This is a genomic window from Rhodococcus rhodochrous, assembly GCF_900187265.1.
GTDB classification, from domain to species: Bacteria; Actinomycetota; Actinomycetes; order Mycobacteriales; family Mycobacteriaceae; genus Rhodococcus; species Rhodococcus rhodochrous.
In genome coordinates this window covers 2,390,649-2,408,855 of sequence record NZ_LT906450.1, presented here as the reverse complement: position 1 = coordinate 2,408,855, position 18,207 = coordinate 2,390,649, and the positions used below count along the sequence as shown (strand labels likewise).

Annotated in this window: 16 protein-coding genes; 10 read left to right on the top strand and 6 right to left on the bottom strand. The window is 69.3% G+C overall.

What is annotated here, in order from left to right:
- Position 1 precedes the first annotated feature (1 nt).
- From sufC to CKW34_RS11010, 4 genes are all read right to left on the bottom strand, one after another.
- A complete protein-coding gene (gene sufC / locus CKW34_RS11025) occupies positions 2 to 790 on the bottom strand; it encodes a Fe-S cluster assembly ATPase SufC (protein WP_059381403.1) in 789 nt (262 codons plus the stop codon).
- 50 nt (positions 791 to 840) lie between these two features.
- Positions 841 to 2,046, bottom strand: a complete 1,206-nt coding sequence (gene sufD, locus CKW34_RS11020; RefSeq protein ID WP_059381402.1) for a Fe-S cluster assembly protein SufD — start codon at positions 2,044 to 2,046, stop codon at positions 841 to 843.
- Complete coding sequence (sufB, locus tag CKW34_RS11015; RefSeq protein ID WP_006551501.1) at positions 2,047 to 3,492, bottom strand: Fe-S cluster assembly protein SufB; 1,446 nt, start codon at positions 3,490 to 3,492, stop codon at positions 2,047 to 2,049.
- 115 nt (positions 3,493 to 3,607) lie between these two features.
- A complete protein-coding gene (locus CKW34_RS11010; RefSeq protein WP_370670839.1) occupies positions 3,608 to 4,390 on the bottom strand; it encodes a helix-turn-helix transcriptional regulator in 783 nt (260 codons plus the stop codon).
- Between the two features lie 109 nt (positions 4,391 to 4,499).
- On the opposite strand from CKW34_RS11010, the gene mptB reads away from it, so the two are divergent.
- From mptB to CKW34_RS10990, 4 genes are all read left to right on the top strand, one after another.
- A complete protein-coding gene (gene mptB, locus CKW34_RS11005; RefSeq protein ID WP_370670838.1) occupies positions 4,500 to 6,227 on the top strand; it encodes a polyprenol phosphomannose-dependent alpha 1,6 mannosyltransferase MptB in 1,728 nt (575 codons plus the stop codon).
- Between the two features lie 11 nt (positions 6,228 to 6,238).
- Complete coding sequence (locus CKW34_RS11000) at positions 6,239 to 7,183, top strand: ABC transporter ATP-binding protein (RefSeq protein ID WP_059381401.1); 945 nt, start codon at positions 6,239 to 6,241, stop codon at positions 7,181 to 7,183.
- Positions 7,180 to 7,977 carry an ABC transporter permease gene (locus CKW34_RS10995; RefSeq protein WP_059381400.1) on the top strand — a complete coding sequence of 266 codons (798 nt, stop codon included), beginning with the start codon at positions 7,180 to 7,182 and terminating at the stop codon, positions 7,975 to 7,977. The genes CKW34_RS11000 and CKW34_RS10995 overlap by 4 nt, the downstream gene beginning before the upstream one ends.
- Before the next feature lie 68 nt (positions 7,978 to 8,045).
- The gene (locus CKW34_RS10990; RefSeq protein WP_059381399.1) at positions 8,046 to 9,011 is read left to right on the top strand and encodes a COX15/CtaA family protein; all 966 of its coding nucleotides are present in this window, start codon (positions 8,046 to 8,048) and stop codon (positions 9,009 to 9,011) included.
- A gap of 71 nt (positions 9,012 to 9,082) precedes the next feature.
- Here the strand turns inward: CKW34_RS10990 and CKW34_RS10985 are convergent, their stop codons facing one another.
- Entirely contained in the window at positions 9,083 to 9,424 is a 342-nt protein-coding gene (locus CKW34_RS10985) for a hypothetical protein (protein WP_059381398.1), read from the bottom strand.
- A gap of 23 nt (positions 9,425 to 9,447) precedes the next feature.
- Here CKW34_RS10985 and CKW34_RS10980 point away from each other — a divergent pair, with 23 nt between their 5' ends.
- On the top strand, positions 9,448 to 10,413 hold the full coding sequence (locus tag CKW34_RS10980) for a quinone oxidoreductase family protein (RefSeq protein ID WP_059381397.1): 966 nt from the start codon (positions 9,448 to 9,450) through the stop codon (positions 10,411 to 10,413).
- 64 nt (positions 10,414 to 10,477) lie between these two features.
- Here the strand turns inward: CKW34_RS10980 and CKW34_RS10975 are convergent, their stop codons facing one another.
- Complete coding sequence (locus CKW34_RS10975; protein ID WP_059381396.1) at positions 10,478 to 11,455, bottom strand: heme o synthase; 978 nt, start codon at positions 11,453 to 11,455, stop codon at positions 10,478 to 10,480.
- Positions 11,456 to 11,667: 212 nt separating this feature from the next.
- Here CKW34_RS10975 and tkt point away from each other — a divergent pair, with 212 nt between their 5' ends.
- From tkt to pgl, 5 genes are read left to right on the top strand one after another with little or no spacing between them, the layout of a single operon-like run.
- A complete protein-coding gene (tkt, locus tag CKW34_RS10970) occupies positions 11,668 to 13,770 on the top strand; it encodes a transketolase (protein WP_059381506.1) in 2,103 nt (700 codons plus the stop codon).
- Positions 13,771 to 13,774: 4 nt separating this feature from the next.
- Positions 13,775 to 14,920, top strand: a complete 1,146-nt coding sequence (gene tal / locus CKW34_RS10965; protein WP_059381395.1) for a transaldolase — start codon at positions 13,775 to 13,777, stop codon at positions 14,918 to 14,920.
- 2 nt (positions 14,921 to 14,922) lie between these two features.
- On the top strand, positions 14,923 to 16,464 hold the full coding sequence (gene zwf, locus CKW34_RS10960; RefSeq protein ID WP_059381394.1) for a glucose-6-phosphate dehydrogenase: 1,542 nt from the start codon (positions 14,923 to 14,925) through the stop codon (positions 16,462 to 16,464).
- Positions 16,461 to 17,369 carry a glucose-6-phosphate dehydrogenase assembly protein OpcA gene (gene opcA, locus CKW34_RS10955; protein ID WP_315899290.1) on the top strand — a complete coding sequence of 303 codons (909 nt, stop codon included), beginning with the start codon at positions 16,461 to 16,463 and terminating at the stop codon, positions 17,367 to 17,369. Before zwf ends, opcA begins: the two co-directional genes overlap by 4 nt.
- Positions 17,362 to 18,120, top strand: coding sequence for a 6-phosphogluconolactonase (gene pgl / locus CKW34_RS10950; protein ID WP_059381392.1), 759 nt, complete (start codon positions 17,362 to 17,364; stop codon positions 18,118 to 18,120). Before opcA ends, pgl begins: the two co-directional genes overlap by 8 nt.
- Positions 18,121 to 18,207: the final 87 nt, after the last annotated feature.

Here is an 18,207-nt window from a genome sequence, read left to right as displayed (position 1 = left end):
ATCACGCTCCTTGCGTTGCTGCCTGGGTGAAACGAACGTAGCCGTTGGTCTCGAGCTCGTCGGCGAGCTCCGGGCCACCGGACTCGACGACGCGGCCACCCACGAAGACGTGCACGAACTGCGGCTTGATGTAGCGCAGGATGCGGGTGTAGTGGGTGATGAGCAGGACGCCGCCGTTCTCGTTCTCCTGGTAGCGGTTCACGCCCTCGGAGACGACGCGCAGCGCGTCCACGTCGAGGCCGGAGTCGGTCTCGTCGAGGATGGCGATCTTCGGCTTGAGCAGACCCAGCTGAAGGATCTCGTGGCGCTTCTTCTCGCCGCCGGAGAAGCCCTCGTTGACGCTGCGCTCGCCGAAGGCGGGATCGATGTCCAGCTCGGACATCGCCTGCTTGACCTCCTTGACCCAGTGGCGCAGCTTGGGGGCTTCGCCGCGCACGGCGGTCGCGGCGGTGCGGAGGAAGTTCGACATCGACACGCCGGGAACCTCGACCGGGTACTGCATGGCGAGGAACAGGCCGGCGCGGGCGCGCTCGTCGACGCTCATCTCGAGCACGTCCTCACCGTTGAGGGTGATGGTGCCCGAGGTGACCTCGTACTTGGGGTGGCCGGCGATCGCGTACGACAGGGTGGACTTGCCGGAGCCGTTGGGGCCCATGATGGCGTGCGTCTCACCCGAGCGGACCGTGAGGTTCACGCCCTTGAGGATGTCGATCGGCTCGGCGTTCTCGTCGGTCTGTGCGACGCGGACGTGCAGGTCCTTGATCTCGAGGACGTTCGAAGGTGTGGACATCGAAATGCGTTTCCTTAGTGAAGTATCGGGAGTACGGGAGGCAGGGCCGGTCAGGCGCCGACGGCGGCGAGTTCCGCCTCGATGGCGGCCTCGAGCCGTTCGCGGACCTCGGTGACCGTGATGCGCTCGAGCAGTTCGTGGAAGAAACCGCGGACGACGAGGCGACGCGCTTCCTTTTCGGGGATGCCGCGAGCACGCAGGTAGAACAGCTGCTCGTCGTCGAAGCGGCCGGTCGCCGACGCGTGTCCGGCACCGACGATCTCACCGGTCTCGATCTCGAGGTTCGGCACCGAGTCGGCACGCGCACCGTCGGTGAGCACCAGGTTGCGGTTGAGCTCGAAGGTGTCGGTGCCCTCGGCCTCTGCGCGGATGAGCACGTCGCCGATCCACACGGTGTGCGCGTCGGGCTTGCCGGAGGCCGGATCGCCCTGCAACGCACCCTTGTACACGACGTTCGACTTGCAGTTGGGCTGCGAGTGGTCGACGAGCAGGCGCTGCTCGAAGTGCTGACCGGCGTCGGCGAAGTACAGGCCGAGCAATTCGGCGTCGCCGCCGGGGCCGTCGTACTTGGTGGTAGCCGACACACGCACGAGATCGCCGCCGAGCGCCACGGTGAAGTGGCGCAGCACGGCGTCGCGGCCGAGGCGGGCGTGGTGCGCGGCGACGTGGACGGCGTCGTCGGCCCAGTCCTGCACCGCGACGACCTTCAGCTGTGCGCTGTCGCCGAGCACGAACTCGATGTTCTCGGCGTAGGTGCCGCTGCCACGCTGGTCGATGACGAGCGTGAGCTTGGCGAACGCCTCGAGCCGGATCTGCACGTGCCCGTAGGCGACGGCGCCCTCGCCCGGGCCCGTGATCGTAACGGTGACGGGCTCGGCGACCTCGACCTCGCGGCCGACGGTGAGGACGGTCGCGGTCTCGAACGACGAGTACGCCTGAGCTGCGATCCGGTCGAACGGCACGCCGGCCTTCCCGAGTCGCGCGTCGTCGCGTGCCACGGTCTCGACCTGCACGCCGTCGACCGGGGTGACCTCGACGGTCGCGGTGCCGGTCGCGGGAGCGGTGCCGTCGTGCAGACCGCGCAGACGGCGCAGCGGGGTGAACCGCCAGACCTCGTCGCGTCCCGAGGGAACCTCGAAGGCGTTCACGTCGAACGACGTGAAGACCTCACCCTTATTGATCGCCGGGGCACGGTTCTCGGCGCGCACGGCATCCTGCACTCCGGTAGCAGGAGTGTTCTTCGCTTCCGCAGTCATTTAGCCGACTGCCCCTTCCATCTGCAGTTCGATCAGGCGGTTGAGTTCGAGGGCGTACTCCATCGGCAGTTCCTTGGCGATGGGCTCGACGAACCCGCGCACCACCATCGCCATGGCCTCGTCCTCGTCGAGTCCGCGGCTCATGAGGTAGAACAGCTGGTCGTCGCTCACCTTCGAGACGGTCGCCTCGTGACCCATCGTGACGTCGTCCTCACGGATGTCCACGTACGGGTAGGTGTCGGATCGGCTGATCTGGTCGACGAGCAGCGCGTCGCACTTGACGGTCGACTTCGAGCCGTGAGCGCCCTTGTTGACCTGCACGAGGCCGCGGTAGGAGGCACGTCCACCGCCGCGCGCCACCGACTTCGACACGATGGTCGAGGAGGTGTGCGGAGCCAGGTGCAGCATCTTCGCGCCGGTGTCCTGGTGCTGGCCCTCGCCGGCGAAGGCGACGGAGAGCACCTCACCGCGAGCGTGCTCGCCCATCATCCACACGGCCGGGTACTTCATCGTCACCTTGGAACCGATGTTGCCGTCGATCCATTCCATCGAGCCGCCGGCCTCGACCTTGGTGCGCTTGGTCACCAGGTTGTAGACGTTGTTCGACCAGTTCTGGATGGTCGTGTAGCGGCAGTGGCCGCCCTTCTTGACGATGATCTCGACGACCGCGGAGTGCAGCGAATCGGACTTGTAGATCGGCGCGGTGCAGCCCTCGACGTAGTGCACCGAGGCGCCCTCGTCGACAATGATCAGGGTCCGCTCGAACTGGCCCATGTTCTCCGTGTTGATGCGGAAGTAGGCCTGCAGCGGGATGTCGACGTGCACACCCGGCGGGACGTAGATGAACGAGCCACCCGACCACACCGCGGTGTTCAGAGCGGAGAACTTGTTGTCGCCGGCGGGGATGACCGTGCCGAAGTACTCCTTGAACAGCTCGGGGTGCTCACGCAGACCCGAGTCGGTGTCGAGGAAGATCACGCCCTGGCTCTCGAGGTCCTCGCGGATCTGGTGGTAGACCACCTCGGATTCGTACTGGGCGGCGACACCGGCGATGAGGCGCTGCTTCTCGGCCTCCGGGATGCCCAGCTTGTCGTAGGTGTTCTTGATGTCCTCGGGGAGCTCGTCCCAGCTCGCGGCCTGCTTCTCCGTCGAGCGCACGAAGTACTTGATGTTGTCGAAGTCGATCCCGTCGAGGTTCGAGCCCCACACCGGCATCGGCTTCTTGTCGAAGGTGCGCAGCGCCTTGAGGCGGATGTCGAGCATCCACTCGGGCTCGTTCTTCTTGGCGGAGATGTCCCGCACGACCTCTTCGGACAGGCCGCGCTGCGCCGTGGCGCCGGCGGTGTCGGGGTCCGCCCAGCCGTATTCGTAGTGGCCGAGAGAATCGATCGTCTCTTCCTGCGTCAGCGGCGCGGTTCCGGACGTCTGATCCGATGCGACGGTCATGCGAGCTCCTTCCGGAGTCTGGTGGGCGTCGGCGCGGGCTGTGCGTCGACGGTCGACGGGTGGGTGGATGTCTTCCTGGTGTGCCCTGATTCGCGGAGCACTCGCGGTGGGATCGTCACGTGGGCGGCTCCGGACGGGGCACATCCGCTCTGGGGAGAACGGGCACGTGTGTCGTGCAGAAGGCGTCGCCGTTCGCGATCGTCGCGAGGCGTTGGACGTGGGTTCCGAGGATCCGCACGAAGGCCTCCTGCTCCGCCTCGCACAGTTCGGGGAACTGCTCCGCGACGTGCGAGACCGGGCAGTGGTGCTGGCAGATCTGCACGCCGGTGCCGACGCGGCGGGTCGAGGCCGCGAAACCGGAGGCGGTGAACGCCCCGGCGATCTCCTCGGCGACACTCTCGACGTCGTCGACGTTCTCGTCGGCGGGTGCGACGGTGCCGAGGATCGAGTCCACGCGGCGTCGCGCAAAGTCCTCCACGGCGGCGTCGCCGCCGAGTTCGCGGAGGTGCCGCATGGCGGCGGTGGCAAGATCGTCGTAGGAATGTCCGAGGCGGGCGCGCCCGACAGCGGTGAGCTGGAAGCGGCGGGCGGGACGGCCACGACCGCGTCCCTGCCGGCGCGGCGGCGCGGCGGCCTGCGCCTCGCCGGACTCGATGAGCGCGTCGAGATGGCGTCGCACGCCCGCGGCGCTGAGCCCCAGACGCTCGCCGATCTCCGGCGCGGTGATGGGACCTTCTTCGAGCAGCAGCTGCACGACGGCGGCGCGGGTCTGCCCCTCCGGGATCTCGCGACCTGCCGAAGCAGGATTCTTGCGGGTGTCCTCGACGCGCGACGCCGTCGCGGCAGGTGCGTGACCTGCGCGTTCTGCGGTGTCGATGGTGTCGGACGGGTATTTCACAACACCAGTGTGACGGAATTCGGAAGCACGGTCCACCAAGGGTGCCCTTTGTTACACCTCATGACGGAGCCGTCGGAGACCACCCTCGCCGTCCCGTTACGCTTCTGACGTGCCGTCGACTCCTCCCCTGTCCGCCCCGCGCACGACGTCTCCGTCGCCGGGCCGATCCGGGGTCCGCGAACGGCTGCACGTGTGGATCCGACGCGCCCTGGGCCTCGACGCCCCGGGCCCACACGCCGATGTCTCGGTCGTCCTGCACGGCGACGAGACCGAAGGTCGCGGACTCGACGCGATCGAGAACATCTATCTCCACCGCATCCGGCTGCTCGGCGCGACCGGCGCCGTCCTCATGGCGGTCGGAGCGCTCGGCGCCGGCGCCCAACCGGTCCTGCAGAACCCCGTGCAGGGCGTCCGCGCCCTCGGACTGGCGGCACGTATGCCGAGCGCCGCCCTCACGACCACCATGATCGGCACGGCGCTGGTGATCCTCGCCTGGCTGCTGCTCGGCCGGTTCGCGATCGGCCGGAGCGCACCGGACGGTCCCGTGCGCCGACTGTCCCGGTCACAGCTCGACCGCACCCTGCTGCTGTGGATCCTGCCGCTGGTCGTCGCGCCGCCGATGTTCAGCAAGGACGTCTACTCCTATCTCGCGCAGAGCGAGATCGCGGCGCGCGGGCTCGACCCCTACGCGATCGGTCCGGCCGGCGCTCTGGGGGTCGACCACGTCCTGACCCGGACGGTGCCGAACATCTGGCGCGACACCCCGGCCCCCTACGGCCCCGCCTTCCTGTGGATCGGCGAGAAGATCACCTACGTCACGGGCGAGAACATCGTGGCCGGCATCTTCGTCCACCGACTGCTCGCGCTCGTGGGCGTGGCCCTGATCGTGTGGGCGCTGCCGCGACTGGCCCGCCGCTGCGGTGTCGCGCCGGTGAGTGCGTTGTGGCTGGGCGCCGCGAACCCGCTGCTGCTCTTCCACCTGGTCGCGGGCATCCACAACGAGGCTCTGATGCTCGGGCTCATGCTCGCCGGTGTCGAGCTCGCGCTGCGGGCGGTCCACCCGGACGACGAGGCGGCGTCGCGTCTGCGTCTCGCGGGATGGCTCGCCGCCGGAACGGCCCTGATCGCGCTGTCGTCGATGATCAAGGTGCCCTCGCTGCTCGCCCTCGGGTTCGTCGGTATGGCGCTGGCCCGCAAGTGGGGTGCGTCCTTCCGCTCGGTGGTCGCGGCCGCCGCCGTCCTGGGGTTGGGCGCAGCCGTCGTGATCGCGGCGGTGAGCTGGGGAAGCGGCCTCGGTCTCGGCTGGACGCAGACCCTCGGGACCGCCACGGAAGTGCGCAGCTGGATGTCGATCCCGACCCTGCTCGGTATGGGCACCGGTCTCGGGGGTGTGCTGCTCGGCCTCGGCGACCACACGACGGCCGTGCTGTCCATCACACGGCCCATCGCCGCGCTGGTGGCCGCCTTCGTCACGGTGCGCATGCTGCTCGCCGTACTCACGGGACGGATCCATCCCGTCGGTGCGCTGGGGGTGTCGCTGGGCGCGATCGTGCTGCTCTTCCCGGTCGTGCAGCCGTGGTACCTGCTGTGGGCGGTCATCCCGCTCGCGGCCTGGGCGACCCGCCCCGTCTTCCGGATCCCCACCATCGCGTTCTCGTCGGTGGTCGGCATGATCCTCATGCCCAACGGCAGCGAATATCAACCGTTCATCATCGTCCAGGCGTCGATCGCAACCATCGTCGTGGTCGGGCTGATCATCGTCGCCACACGTTCCCGGCTGCCGTGGCGGCTGCAGGAGCGCACACCACCGCGTCCGACGGAAACCGCGGACGCCTAGGCTGGAACCCTGTGACCCCGAGTTCTCCCGCCGGTGCGGTACCGGCCGTGCGCCTGGACGGCGTCGTCAAGACCTACGGGGGCGTCACCGCCGTGAACGGTCTCGACCTGACCGTCGAACGCGCCCAGGTGCTCGCCCTCCTCGGCCCGAACGGTGCCGGTAAGACCACCACCGTGGAAATGTGCGAGGGGTTCGTCACTCCCGACGCGGGCACGGTCCGCGTCCTGGGTCTCGATCCCGTCGCCGACTCCGACGCCCTCCGTCCCCGGATCGGCGTGATGCTGCAGGGTGGCGGCGCCTATCCGGGTTCGCGGGCCGGCGAGATGCTCGACCTGGTGGCGGCGTACTCGGCCGACCCCCTCGACCCCGACTGGCTGCTCCAGCGCCTCGGGCTCACCGACGCCCGCCGCACCCCCTACCGCCGGTTGTCGGGTGGACAACAGCAACGCCTCGCGCTTGCGTGCGCGCTGGTCGGGCGCCCCGAACTGGTGTTCCTCGACGAACCGACGGCGGGCCTCGACGCGCAGGCCCGGCTGCTGGTCTGGGAACTGATCGACGCACTGCGTCGCGACGGCGTGAGTGTGCTGCTCACCACCCACCTCATGGACGAGGCCGAAGAACTCGCCGACGAGATCGTCATCATCGATCACGGCCGGGTGGTCGCCGCAGGGACACCCGACGAGGTCACCCGTGACGGCGCCGAGGGGCAGCTGTGGCTGACCGCGCCTCCGGGACTCGATCTGAGCGCCCTGCAGTCCGCTCTGGCCGGCACCCACCGGGTCCGGGAGGACAATCCCGGGCGGTATCTGGTCGAGGGCACGATCGAACCGTCGGTCGTCGCGGCGGCGGCGACCTGGTGCGCGAACCTGGGCGCACTGGCAACCGAGATCCGGGTGGATCAGCGCAGCCTCGAGGACGTCTTCCTCGAGTTGACCGGTCGGGAGTTGAGAGGGTGAGCGTGACCCACGATCGTCTGGCGAACAACCGGTTCGCGGAGGGGACCTTCACCCCGCGACCGCAGCCGAACTCGCCGTCGAAGATGCTCGCGGCGCAGACCGCCATGGAACTCAAGCTGCTGCTGCGCAACGGCGAGCAGCTCCTGCTGACCATGTTCATCCCGATCACGCTGCTGATCGGCCTGTCACTGTTGCCCATCGGCGATCTCGGCGACTCACGAGTCGACAGTGTGCTGCCTGCGGTGATGATGGTGGCCGTGATGTCTACGGCATTCACCGGCCAGGCGATCGCCGTGGGCTTCGACCGCCGCTACGGCGCCCTCAAGCGGATCGGCGCGACCGCGCTGCCCAAATGGGGGATCATCGCGGGCAAGAGCGCGGCGGTGGGCATCGTCGTCGTCCTGCAGGCAGTGCTGCTCGGCGCCATCGGATCGGCACTGGGCTGGCGCCCCTCCCCCGTCGACCTGCTCATCGGGGCGGTCGTCATCGCCCTGGGCACGGTGATGTTCGCGACACTGGGATTGCTGCTCGGGGGAACCCTGCGCGCCGAGATCGTGCTCGCCCTCGCAAACATCGTGTGGTTCGTGCTGCTCGGCATCGGCAGCGTCGTGGTGCTCGGCGACGTGATCCCCGAAGCGGTGGCCCACCTGCTGCGGATCGTGCCGTCAGGGGCGCTGACGCTCGCGCTCGAGAACGCCACCTCCGGTGTGATCGACTGGCTGTCGATCGTCTCGCTGATCGTCTGGACGGTGATCGGCGGCACCGCCGCGGCGCGCTGGTTCCGCTTCACCTGAGTCGTGGGCGGCCCGATCGGGCACGACCCAACTACAGCGTGTAGTGGTTCACGCCGTACCATCGAACCGTGTTGTATCGCGGCTACCTGAGCCTTGTCGACCGTCTCCCCCTGCCGTCGCTGCGGACGCAGAAGATCATCGCGTTCCTCACGATTCTCACCCAGGGCGGCATCGCCGTGACCGGCTCGGTCGTCCGCGTCACCGCCTCCGGACTGGGTTGCCCGACCTGGCCGCAGTGCTTCCCCGGGTCGTTGGTCCCGGTGGGTGTGTCGAGCGGGGTGAACACGCTGCACCAGGTGGTCGAGTTCGGTAACCGGCTGCTGACCTTCGTGGTCGTGGCCGTCGCAGCCGCGATCGTCCTGGCAGTCACCCGAGCACGGCGCCGCAAGGAGGTCATCGCCTGGGCCTGGGTGATGCCCGCGGGCACCGTGCTGCAGGCGATCATCGGCGGCATCACCGTCCTGGCCGGTCTGGTCTGGTGGACGGTCGCGATCCACCTGCTCGCGTCGATGCTCATGGTGTGGCTGGCGACGGTGCTCTACGCCAAGGTGAGCGAGCCGGACGACGGGACGGTGGTGCAGGTCCTGCCCCAGCCGCTGCGCTGGCTCACCGCGTTGTCGGGTGTCGCGCTCGCCGTGGTCCTCGTGCTCGGCACGATGGTCACCGGAGCCGGCCCGCACGCCGGAGACAAGAGCATCGAGAGGTCCGTCCCGCGCCTCGCGCTCGACATCACCAATCTCGTCCACCTGCACGCCGAAGCGCTCGTCGGTTATCTCGCGTTGCTGATCGGCCTCACCTTCGCGGTGTATGCCGTTCACGCACCGCGGGCCGTCACGCTGCGGCTGAAGGTCGTCCTCGCACTGGTCGTCGCGCAGGCCTGCATCGGCCTCGTCCAGTTCTGGACGGACGTGCCCGCCGTGCTGGTCGTCTTCCACGTCGCCGGCGCCGGACTGTGCACGGCGGCGACCGCCGCGGTCTGGGCGGCCGGACGGACCCGCACGACCACACCGGACCGCGAGCCTGTTCCGGCCTGACCGATCGACGACGCGGCCCCTCCCCGGATTCCGGGAAGGGGCCGCGTGCCGTCGTACGGGTATCGGGCCTGTCAGCGCTCGTTGCGGGCCTTCGGGAACTTCGTCTGGCGTGCCACCCAGCCGGCCATCTTCGCCCAGTGACCCTTCTGCGGGGTGGCGATGCTGGTGACCTCGCGGTCCCACTCGGAGACGGTGACGTCGGGGATCTCCTCGACGATGGCGCGCGCCGTCGGGAGGTCCTTCGCGACGCGATCGCCGAGGGTGCCGTCGGCGGCGACCACGGTGATCCGGACGCCCGACAGACCGATCGGCTGCAGCACGGCCTTCCCGGAACCTCCGTGCTCGGCGACGAAGCTGCGGATGGACGAGACGATGTCGGCCGGTGCGGCCACGACCTGTGTTTCGACGCTCATGTCTGCAGAATACTGTGAGCGCTATGCACGCAATCGAAGTGGCACAGCACGGAGGCCCCGACGTCCTCGTCCCCGTCGAACGACCCGACCCCTCGCCCGGACCGGGTGAGCTGCTGGTCCGCACCGACGCGATCGGCGTCAACTTCATCGACACCTACTTCCGCACCGGCCTGTACGGCACGGAACTGCCGTACATCCCGGGCTCGGAGGGCACGGGCACGGTCGTCGCCGTCGGCGAGGGGGTCCGGGACACTGCGGTCGGCGACCGGGTGTCGTGGTGCGAGGCACCCGGCTCGTACGCCGAACTGGTCCGCGTCCGCGAACAGGTCGCCGTACCGGTCCCGGACTCGGTGCCGGCGGAGCAGGCCGCCTCGGTCCTCCTCCAGGGCATGACGGCGCACTACCTGCTCGAGTCCGTCTACCCCGCGCAGCCCGGTGAGACGGTGCTCGTCCACGCCGGTGCAGGTGGCGTGGGGCTGATCCTGACGCAGCTCGCCGTCGCGAAGGGCGTGCGGGTGATCACCACCGTGTCCTCCGACGAGAAGGAGGCGCTGTCGCGGGAGGCCGGCGCCGCGGAGGTGCTCCGCTACAGCGACGACCTCGCCGAGAAGGTGCGCGAGCTCACCGGCGGCGAGGGGGTGGCCGCGGCCTACGACGGTGTCGGTGCCGCAACCTTCGAGGCGTCGCTGGCGTCCGTCCGTGTGCGCGGCACGATCGCGCTGTTCGGTGCCGCGAGCGGACCAGTCCCGCCCTTCGACCTGCAGCGCCTGAACCCGGCAGGTTCGCTGTTCGTCACCCGGCCGACCCTCGTGCACTACACCCGCGACCGCGAGGAGCTGCTGTGGCGTGCGGGCGACGTGCTCGCGGCGCTCGCCGACGGGTCGTTGAAGCTCCGGGTCGGAGCGAGCTATCCCCTCGCCGAGGCCGCCCGCGCCCATGCCGATCTCGAGGGACGCCGGACCACCGGATCGATCGTCCTGATCCCGTGATCTCCTGACCCGATACGGCGAACGCCCCGGCCGACCGGCCGGGGCGTTCGTGGTGAAGCGTGGGTCAGAAGTACGAGCCGATCGTCGGCAGTGCGAGCACGGAGTCGATCGCCAGTCCCAGGCACACCACCGCGAGGTAGTTGTTGGACTGCAGGAACAGCTTGAGCGGTTTGACCGATGCCCCACCGCGCACGCTGTTGTACAGCTGGTGCGCGACGAGCAGGAACCAGGCGCCCGCGAGCAGCGCGACGGCCGCGTAGATCACACCGGCGGCCGGGACGATCACCAGCGTCGCGATCACGGTCGCCCAGGTGTACAGCAGGATCTGCTTCGTGACGTGCTGCTCGGTGGCGATGACCGGGAGCATGGGCACACCCGCGGCCTTGTAGTCCTCCTTGTAGCGCATCGCGAGCGCCCAGGTGTGCGGCGGCGTCCAGAAGAAGATGACCAGGAACAACACGATCGGTTCCCAGCTCAGCGAACCCGTCACCGCGGCCCAGCCCACCATCACGGGCATACAACCGGCAGCCCCGCCCCAGACCACGTTCTGCCAGGTCCGGCGTTTGAGCACCATCGTGTACACGAGCACGTAGAACGCGATCGTCGCCACGACCAGCAGTCCGGCCAGCAGATTCGCGCGCCACCACAACCACGCGAACGACGCGATACCGAGCACCATGCCGAAGACGAAGGCGTTGCGTGTCGGCACCGTCTGCCGAGCGAGCGGACGCAACGCCGTGCGTTTCATCACCTTGTCGATGTCGGCGTCGACGACGCAGTTGAGCGAGTTGGCGCTCGCCGCACCCATCCAACCGCCGAACAGGGTGCTCAGGATGAGCACGATGTCGACCTTGCCGCGGTCTGCGAACAGCATCGCGGGAATGGTCGCGACCAGCAGGAGTTCGATCACCCGCGGCTTGGTCAACGCGATGTAGGCGAGGACGGTGCCGGAGATCCGGCCCCACGCGGTGTCGGGGCGCGGGGCGCTCGGCGCTTCGGGGGCGCCGAAGCCGTGTCCTCCCGGCCGTCGCCCTGCCCGCACACTGTCTCCTTGTCCCACGCGGATCCGCACCTTCGTTTCGCCCGTTCACGGTCGCCCGGTTCCGGACGCTCCTCTACTACGAACGATGGTAGACCGGACCGTTGCCCGGACCGAATCGACCCGTTCGGAGCAGCGCACTAGTCTGAAGTAGCGCGCGGGCCGACTTCCACCCGCCGGGACCCCGTTCACCCATGTCAGGAGACTTCAAGCTCGTGTCGATCACAGACGAGATCCGCACCCTCACCCAGCCTGCGCATCCTGCCGACTGGACCGACCTGGACACCAAGGCCGTCGACACCGCGCGCGTGCTCGCCGCCGACGCCGTGCAGAAGGTCGGAAACGGGCATCCCGGTACCGCGATGAGCCTCGCTCCCCTCGCGTACACCCTCTACCAGCGTGTGATGCGCCACGATCCGACCGACCCCGAGTGGGTGGGCCGCGACCGCTTCGTGCTCTCGTGCGGGCATTCGAGCCTGACGCTGTACACCCAGCTGTACCTGTCCGGCTACGGACTCGAGCTCGCCGACCTCGAGGCGCTGCGCACGTGGGGTTCGCTCACCCCGGGTCATCCCGAGTACGGCCACACCGCCGGCGTCGAGATGACCACCGGCCCGCTGGGTCAGGGTCTCGCCTCCGCCGTGGGCATGGCGATGGCCGCCCGCCGCGAGCGCGGTCTGTTCGATCCCGAGGCGCCCGCCGGCTCGAGCCCGTTCGACCACTACGTCTACGTGATCGCCTCCGACGGCGACATCGAGGAGGGCGTGACCTCCGAGGCGTCCTCGCTCGCCGGTGTCCAGCAGCTCGGCAACCTGATCGTCTTCTACGACGACAACAAGATCTCCATCGAGCACGACACCGCGATCGCTCTCGGTGAGGACGTCGCCAAGCGCTACGAGGCCTACGGCTGGCACGTGCAGACCGTCGAGGGCGGCGAGAACGTCACCGCGCTCCTCGAGGCCGTCGAGGCCGCGAAGGCGGTCACCGACCGTCCGTCCTTCATCTCCGTCCGCACGATCATCGGCTACCCGGCCCCGACGAAGATGAACAGCGGCGACGCGCACGGTGCCGCGCTCGGTGCCGACGAGGTCGCCGAGATCAAGAAGATCCTCGGCTTCGACCCCGAGAAGAACTTCGACGTCGACCCGGCCGTGATCGAGCACGCCCGACAGGTCGTGACGCGCGGCGCCGAGGCCCGTGCCGCATGGCAGGCCGACTTCGACGCGTGGGCCGCCCGCGAGCCGCAGCGCAAGGAGCTCTTCGACCGCCTGCACGCCGGCGAGTTCCCGGAGGGCTGGGTCGACGCACTGCCGACCTACGAGCCCACCGAGAGCGGTCCCGCGACCCGCTCGGCGTCCGGTAAGGCCCTCGCCGCGCTCGGGCCGGTGCTGCCCGAGCTGTGGGGTGGCTCCGCCGACCTCGCCGGCAGCAACAACACGACGATCCCCGGTTCCGACTCCTTCGGACCCGAGGCGATCTCCACGAAGGACTGGAACGCGCAGCCCTACGGACGCACCCTGCACTTCGGTGTCCGCGAGCACGCGATGGGATCGATCCTCAACGGCATCGCTCTGCACGGCCCGACCCGCCCCTACGGCGGCACCTTCCTCGTCTTCTCCGATTACATGCGGCCCGCGGTGCGTCTCGCGGCCCTCATGCAGACCCCGGCGATCTACGTGTGGACGCACGACTCGATCGGTCTCGGTGAGGACGGCCCGACGCACCAGCCGATCGAGCACCTCGCGGCGCTGCGCGCGATCCCGAATCTCGCGGTGATCCGCCCGGCCGATGCCAACGAGACCTCGTTCGCGTGGAAGGCCGCTCTGGAGAACCGCACCGGCCCGACCGCGCTGGCGCTGACCCGTCAGAACGTGCCGGTGCTCGAGGGCACGCGTGAGAAGGCCGCCGAGGGTGTCGCCCGCGGCGCCTACATCCTGGCCGAGGCCTCGTCGGGCACCCCGGAGGTCGTGATCCTCGCGACCGGTTCCGAGGTCCAGCTCGCCGTTGCCGCCCGCGAGACCCTCGAGGCCGACGGTGTTCCCACCCGCGTCGTCTCGGTGCCGGTGCTCGACCGGTTCCTCGAGCAGGACCAGGCCTACCGCGACGAGGTGCTGCCCCCGTCGGTGCGCGCCCGTGTGTCCGTGGAGGCCGGTCTCGCGATGCCGTGGTACCGCCTCATCGGCGACGCCGGTGAGCCGGTCTCGCTCGAGCACTACGGCGCCTCCGCCGACTACAAGACCCTGTACCGCGAGTTCGGCATCACTGCCGAGGCCGTCGTCGACGCCGCGCGTCGCTCGCTGACCCGAGTGAAGGGATGATCCGATGACCCAGCAGACCTCCACGCAGAACGCTGCGCTGGCCGAACTGTCCGCCCAGGGTGTCTCGGTGTGGCTGGACGACCTGTCCCGCGACCTCATCGACTCCGGCAAGCTCGCCGAGCTCGTCGCGACCCGCAGTGTCGTGGGTGTGACGACCAACCCGTCGATCTTCCAGGCCGCCCTGTCGAAGGGCCACGCCTACGACGCGCAGATCCGCGATCTCGCCGCCGCCGGTGCCGACGCCACCGAGGCGATCCGCACCGTCACCACCGACGACGTGCGCGCGGCCTGCGACGTCCTCGCGCCGGTGTTCGAGGCGACGGACGGCCTCGACGGACGGGTGTCGATCGAGGTCGACCCGCGTCTGGCGCACAAGACGGACGACACCGTCCAGCAGGCCCTCGAGCTGTGGCGCATCGTCGACCGCCCGAACCTGTTCATCAAGATCCCGGCGACGGTGGCGGGGCTGCCGGCCATCGCCCGGGTGATCGGTGAGGGTGTCAGCGTCAACGTCACGCTCATTTTCTCGGTCGAGCGCTACGAGCGGGTCATCGAGGCCTACCTCGACGGCCTCACCGCGGCGAAGGCCTCCGGTCACGACCTGTCGAAGATCCGCTCGGTCGCGTCGTTCTTCGTCTCGCGTGTCGACACCGAGATCGATCCGCGCCTCGAGGAGATCGGCACCGATCAGGCGCTGGCGCTGCGCGGCAAGGCCGGTCTCGCCAACGCGCGGCTCGCGTACGGCGCGTACCAGCGCGCGTTCGAGGGCGGAACGCGGTTCGAGCAGCTCGCCGAGGCGGGTGCCGTTCCCCAGCGTGCGTTGTGGGCGTCGACGGGTGTGAAGAACCCCGACTACCCCGACACCCTCTACGTCACCGAGCTCGTCGCGCCGAACACCGTCAACACGATGCCGGAGAAGACCCTCGAGGCCGTCGCCGACCACGGTGAGGTCACGGGCGACACCGTCACCCGCAACATCGCCTCCTCCCAGCAGGTCTTCGACGCGCTGGCATCGGTCGGTGTGGATCTTCCCGACGTCTTCCGCAAGCTCGAGGACGAGGGTGTGGAGAAGTTCGTCGTGGCGTGGAAGGACCTGCTCGCGGCGACGGCGGAACAGCTCGCGGCTCACGCGCCCGGCGCGGAGGGCTGAACGTGCCCGAATCCGGTGCGGCGGAGTGGGTGAACCCGCTCCGGGACAACAGAGATCGCAGACTGCCCCGTATCGCCGGCCCGTGCGCGCTGGTGATCTTCGGCGTGACCGGCGATCTGGCCCGGCGCAAGTTGATGCCCGCCGTCTACGACCTCGCCAACCGCGGCCTCCTGCCGCCCGGATTCGCGCTCGTCGGTTTCGCCCGGAGGGACTGGGCCGACGAGGATTTCGGTCAGGTGGTCCACGACGCGGTGCGTGAGCACTCGCGTACCCCCTTCCGCGAGGAGGTCTGGCAGCGCCTCGCGGAGGGGATCCGCTTCGTGCAGGGCACCTTCGACGACGATGCGGCGTTCGCGGAACTCGCGACGACCCTCGAGAAGCTCGACCGCGAACGCGGTACGGGCGGCAACCACGCGTTCTACCTGTCGGTCCCCCCGGACGCCTTCCCCGTGGTGTGCGGGCAGCTGTCGCGTTCGGGTCTGGCCGCGGAACGCGACGGCTCGTGGAGCCGCGTGGTGATCGAGAAGCCCTTCGGGCACGACCTCGAGAGCGCACGCGAGCTCAATTCCGTTGTCGGTGAGGTGTTCTCCGAGGAATCCGTCTTCCGCATCGATCATTATCTCGGCAAGGAGACGGTCCAGAACATCCTCGCGTTGCGTTTCGCGAACCAGATGTTCGAGCCGGTGTGGAACGCGCACTACGTCGACCACGTGCAGATCACGATGGCCGAGGACATCGGTCTCGGTGGTCGCGCCGGCTACTACGACGGCATCGGCGCGGCGCGCGACGTCATCCAGAACCACCTCCTGCAGCTGCTCGCCTTCACCGCGATGGAGGAGCCGGTGAGCTTCGCGGCGTCGGAGCTGCACGCGGAGAAGATCAAGGTGCTGTCGGCGACCCGGCCGGCGGAGCCGTTCGACGAGACCACCGCGCGCGGCCAGTACGCATCCGGCTGGCAGGGCGGCGAGAAGGTCGTCGGCCTGCTCGAGGAGAAGGGTTTCGCGGCGGATTCGACCACCGAGACGTACGCGGCCATCACCTTCGAGGTCGACACCCGCCGCTGGGCGGGTGTGCCCTTCTACCTGCGCACCGGCAAGCGCCTCGGCCGCCGCGTCACCGAGATCGCGGTGGTCTTCAAGCGGGCCCCGCACCTGCCGTTCGACAAGACCATGACCGAGGAGCTCGGTCAGAACGCACTGGTGATCCGCGTACAACCCGACGAGGGCATCACGATGCGCTTCGGGTCGAAGGTGCCCGGCTCCGAGATGGAGGTCCGGGACGTGAACATGGACTTCAGTTACGGCCAGGCGTTCACGGTCTCCTCCCCCGAGGCCTACGAGCGCCTGATCCTCGACGTGCTCCTCGGCGTCCCGTCGCTGTTCCCGGTGGACGAGGAAGTCGAATTGTCCTGGAAGATCCTCGATCCGGTGCTCGAGCACTGGGCGGCGAACGGGCGACCGGAACCCTACGAGTCCGGCACCTGGGGTCCGCAATCGGCCGACGAGATGCTGCGACGCACCGGCCGGGAATGGAGGCGTCCGTGAGGATCCAGCTGCGCAACACCTCCGCCAACGCCATCAGTCGCAAGCTGGTGGAGCTGCGACGATCGAGCGGAATGGTCACGCAGGGACGTGTCCTCACGTTCATCGTGTGCGCCGGCGACGCGCGGGGCCTCGACGCCGCGATCACCGCCGCCACCGAGGCGTCGAAGGAACATCCCTGCCGCGTCATCGTCGTCGGTCGCGGTCGGCAGGACGGTCCGTCGCGGCTCGACGCGGAGATCCGGGTCGCCGGTGAGGCGGGTGCCTCCGAGGCGTTGATCCTCGCCCTGCACGGCGAACTCGGCGAGCATCAGGAATCGGTCGTGGTGCCGTTCCTGCTGCCGGACACCCCCGTCGTCGCGTGGTGGCCCAACCAGGCCCCCGCGGTGCCGGCCGAGGACCCGGTGGGACGCCTCGCCGTCCGCCGCATCACCGACGTGACCAACTCCGACGACCCGCGTGCCGATCTCGCGACCCGCCTGTCCGGTTACCGCCCGGGCGACACGGATCTGGCCTGGGCCCGCATCACCTACTGGCGGGCCCTGCTGGTCTCGGCGCTCGATCAGCCGCCATACGAGCCGGTGCTCTCGGCGCGCGTGTCCGGGCTGCGGACCGAGCCGGCCGTCGATCTGATCGCGGGGTGGCTCGCGAGCCGCCTCGACTGTCCCGTCGAACGGTCCGTCGGCGAGCTGAGGGTGGAACTGCGCACGGCGTCGCAGACGATCGCCCTGGAACGCCCGCAGGAAGGTCGTGTGGCGACCCTCGAACGCACCCACAAGCCCGATTCGCTGATCAGCCTGGCGCGCCGGAACTCGGCCGAATGCCTCGCCGAGGAACTGCGTCGCCTCGATCCCGACAAAGTCTACGAAGCCGCGTTGTCGGCCTTGCCGAAGGTGGATTATGTCTGACACGGTCCGCACTCCGTCCGAGATCCGGCGTTTCGCCGACGCCGACGAGGTCGCCCGCGCGGCGGCGTCCGCCTTCGTCGATGCCGTCGTCGCCGCGCAGCGCGAGCGGGTGCAGGCCCACGTCGTGCTCACCGGCGGCGGTACCGGTATCGCGATGCTCGAGCACGTCCGTCGTGACCAGGGCGCCATCGACTGGTCGGCGGTGAACGTCTACTTCGGCGACGAGCGTTTCCTGCCGCCCGGCGATCCGGATCGCAACGAGGTGCAGGCCCGTGAGGCTCTGCTCGACCACGTGCCGATCGACCCGGCCCGTATCCACACCATGCCGGCGCTCGGCGAGGACGGGTGCAGCACACCGGAGGACTCGGCCCAGCGGTACGCCGAACTCCTCGCGACGCACTCCCCCGACGGCACCGTGCCGGTCTTCGACGTGCACCTGCTCGGCATGGGCGGTGAGGGACACATCAATTCGCTGTTCCCCCACACCGACGCGGTGCGCGAGTCGGAGCGTTTCGTGGTGGGTGTCGACGACTCCCCGAAGCCGCCGCCGGCCCGGGTGACGCTGACGCTGCCCGCCGTGCAGCGGGCGCGGCAGGTCTGGTTGCTGGTCACCGGTGACGCCAAGGCGGAGGCCGTCGCAGCGGCCGTGGGTGGTGCCGCACCGGAGGACTTCCCCTCCGCCGGCGCCCGCGGCACCGAAGGCACCGTGTGGTTCCTCGATCCGGCTGCCGCAGCGCAACTCCCGGCGTAGTAACCGAGCGGAGCGCCGGGAGCCCGACGCCGTGATCGGCGATCCGGACGTCACGCGCCGGCGCCGTCGAAGTCGGGATCGTCGGCG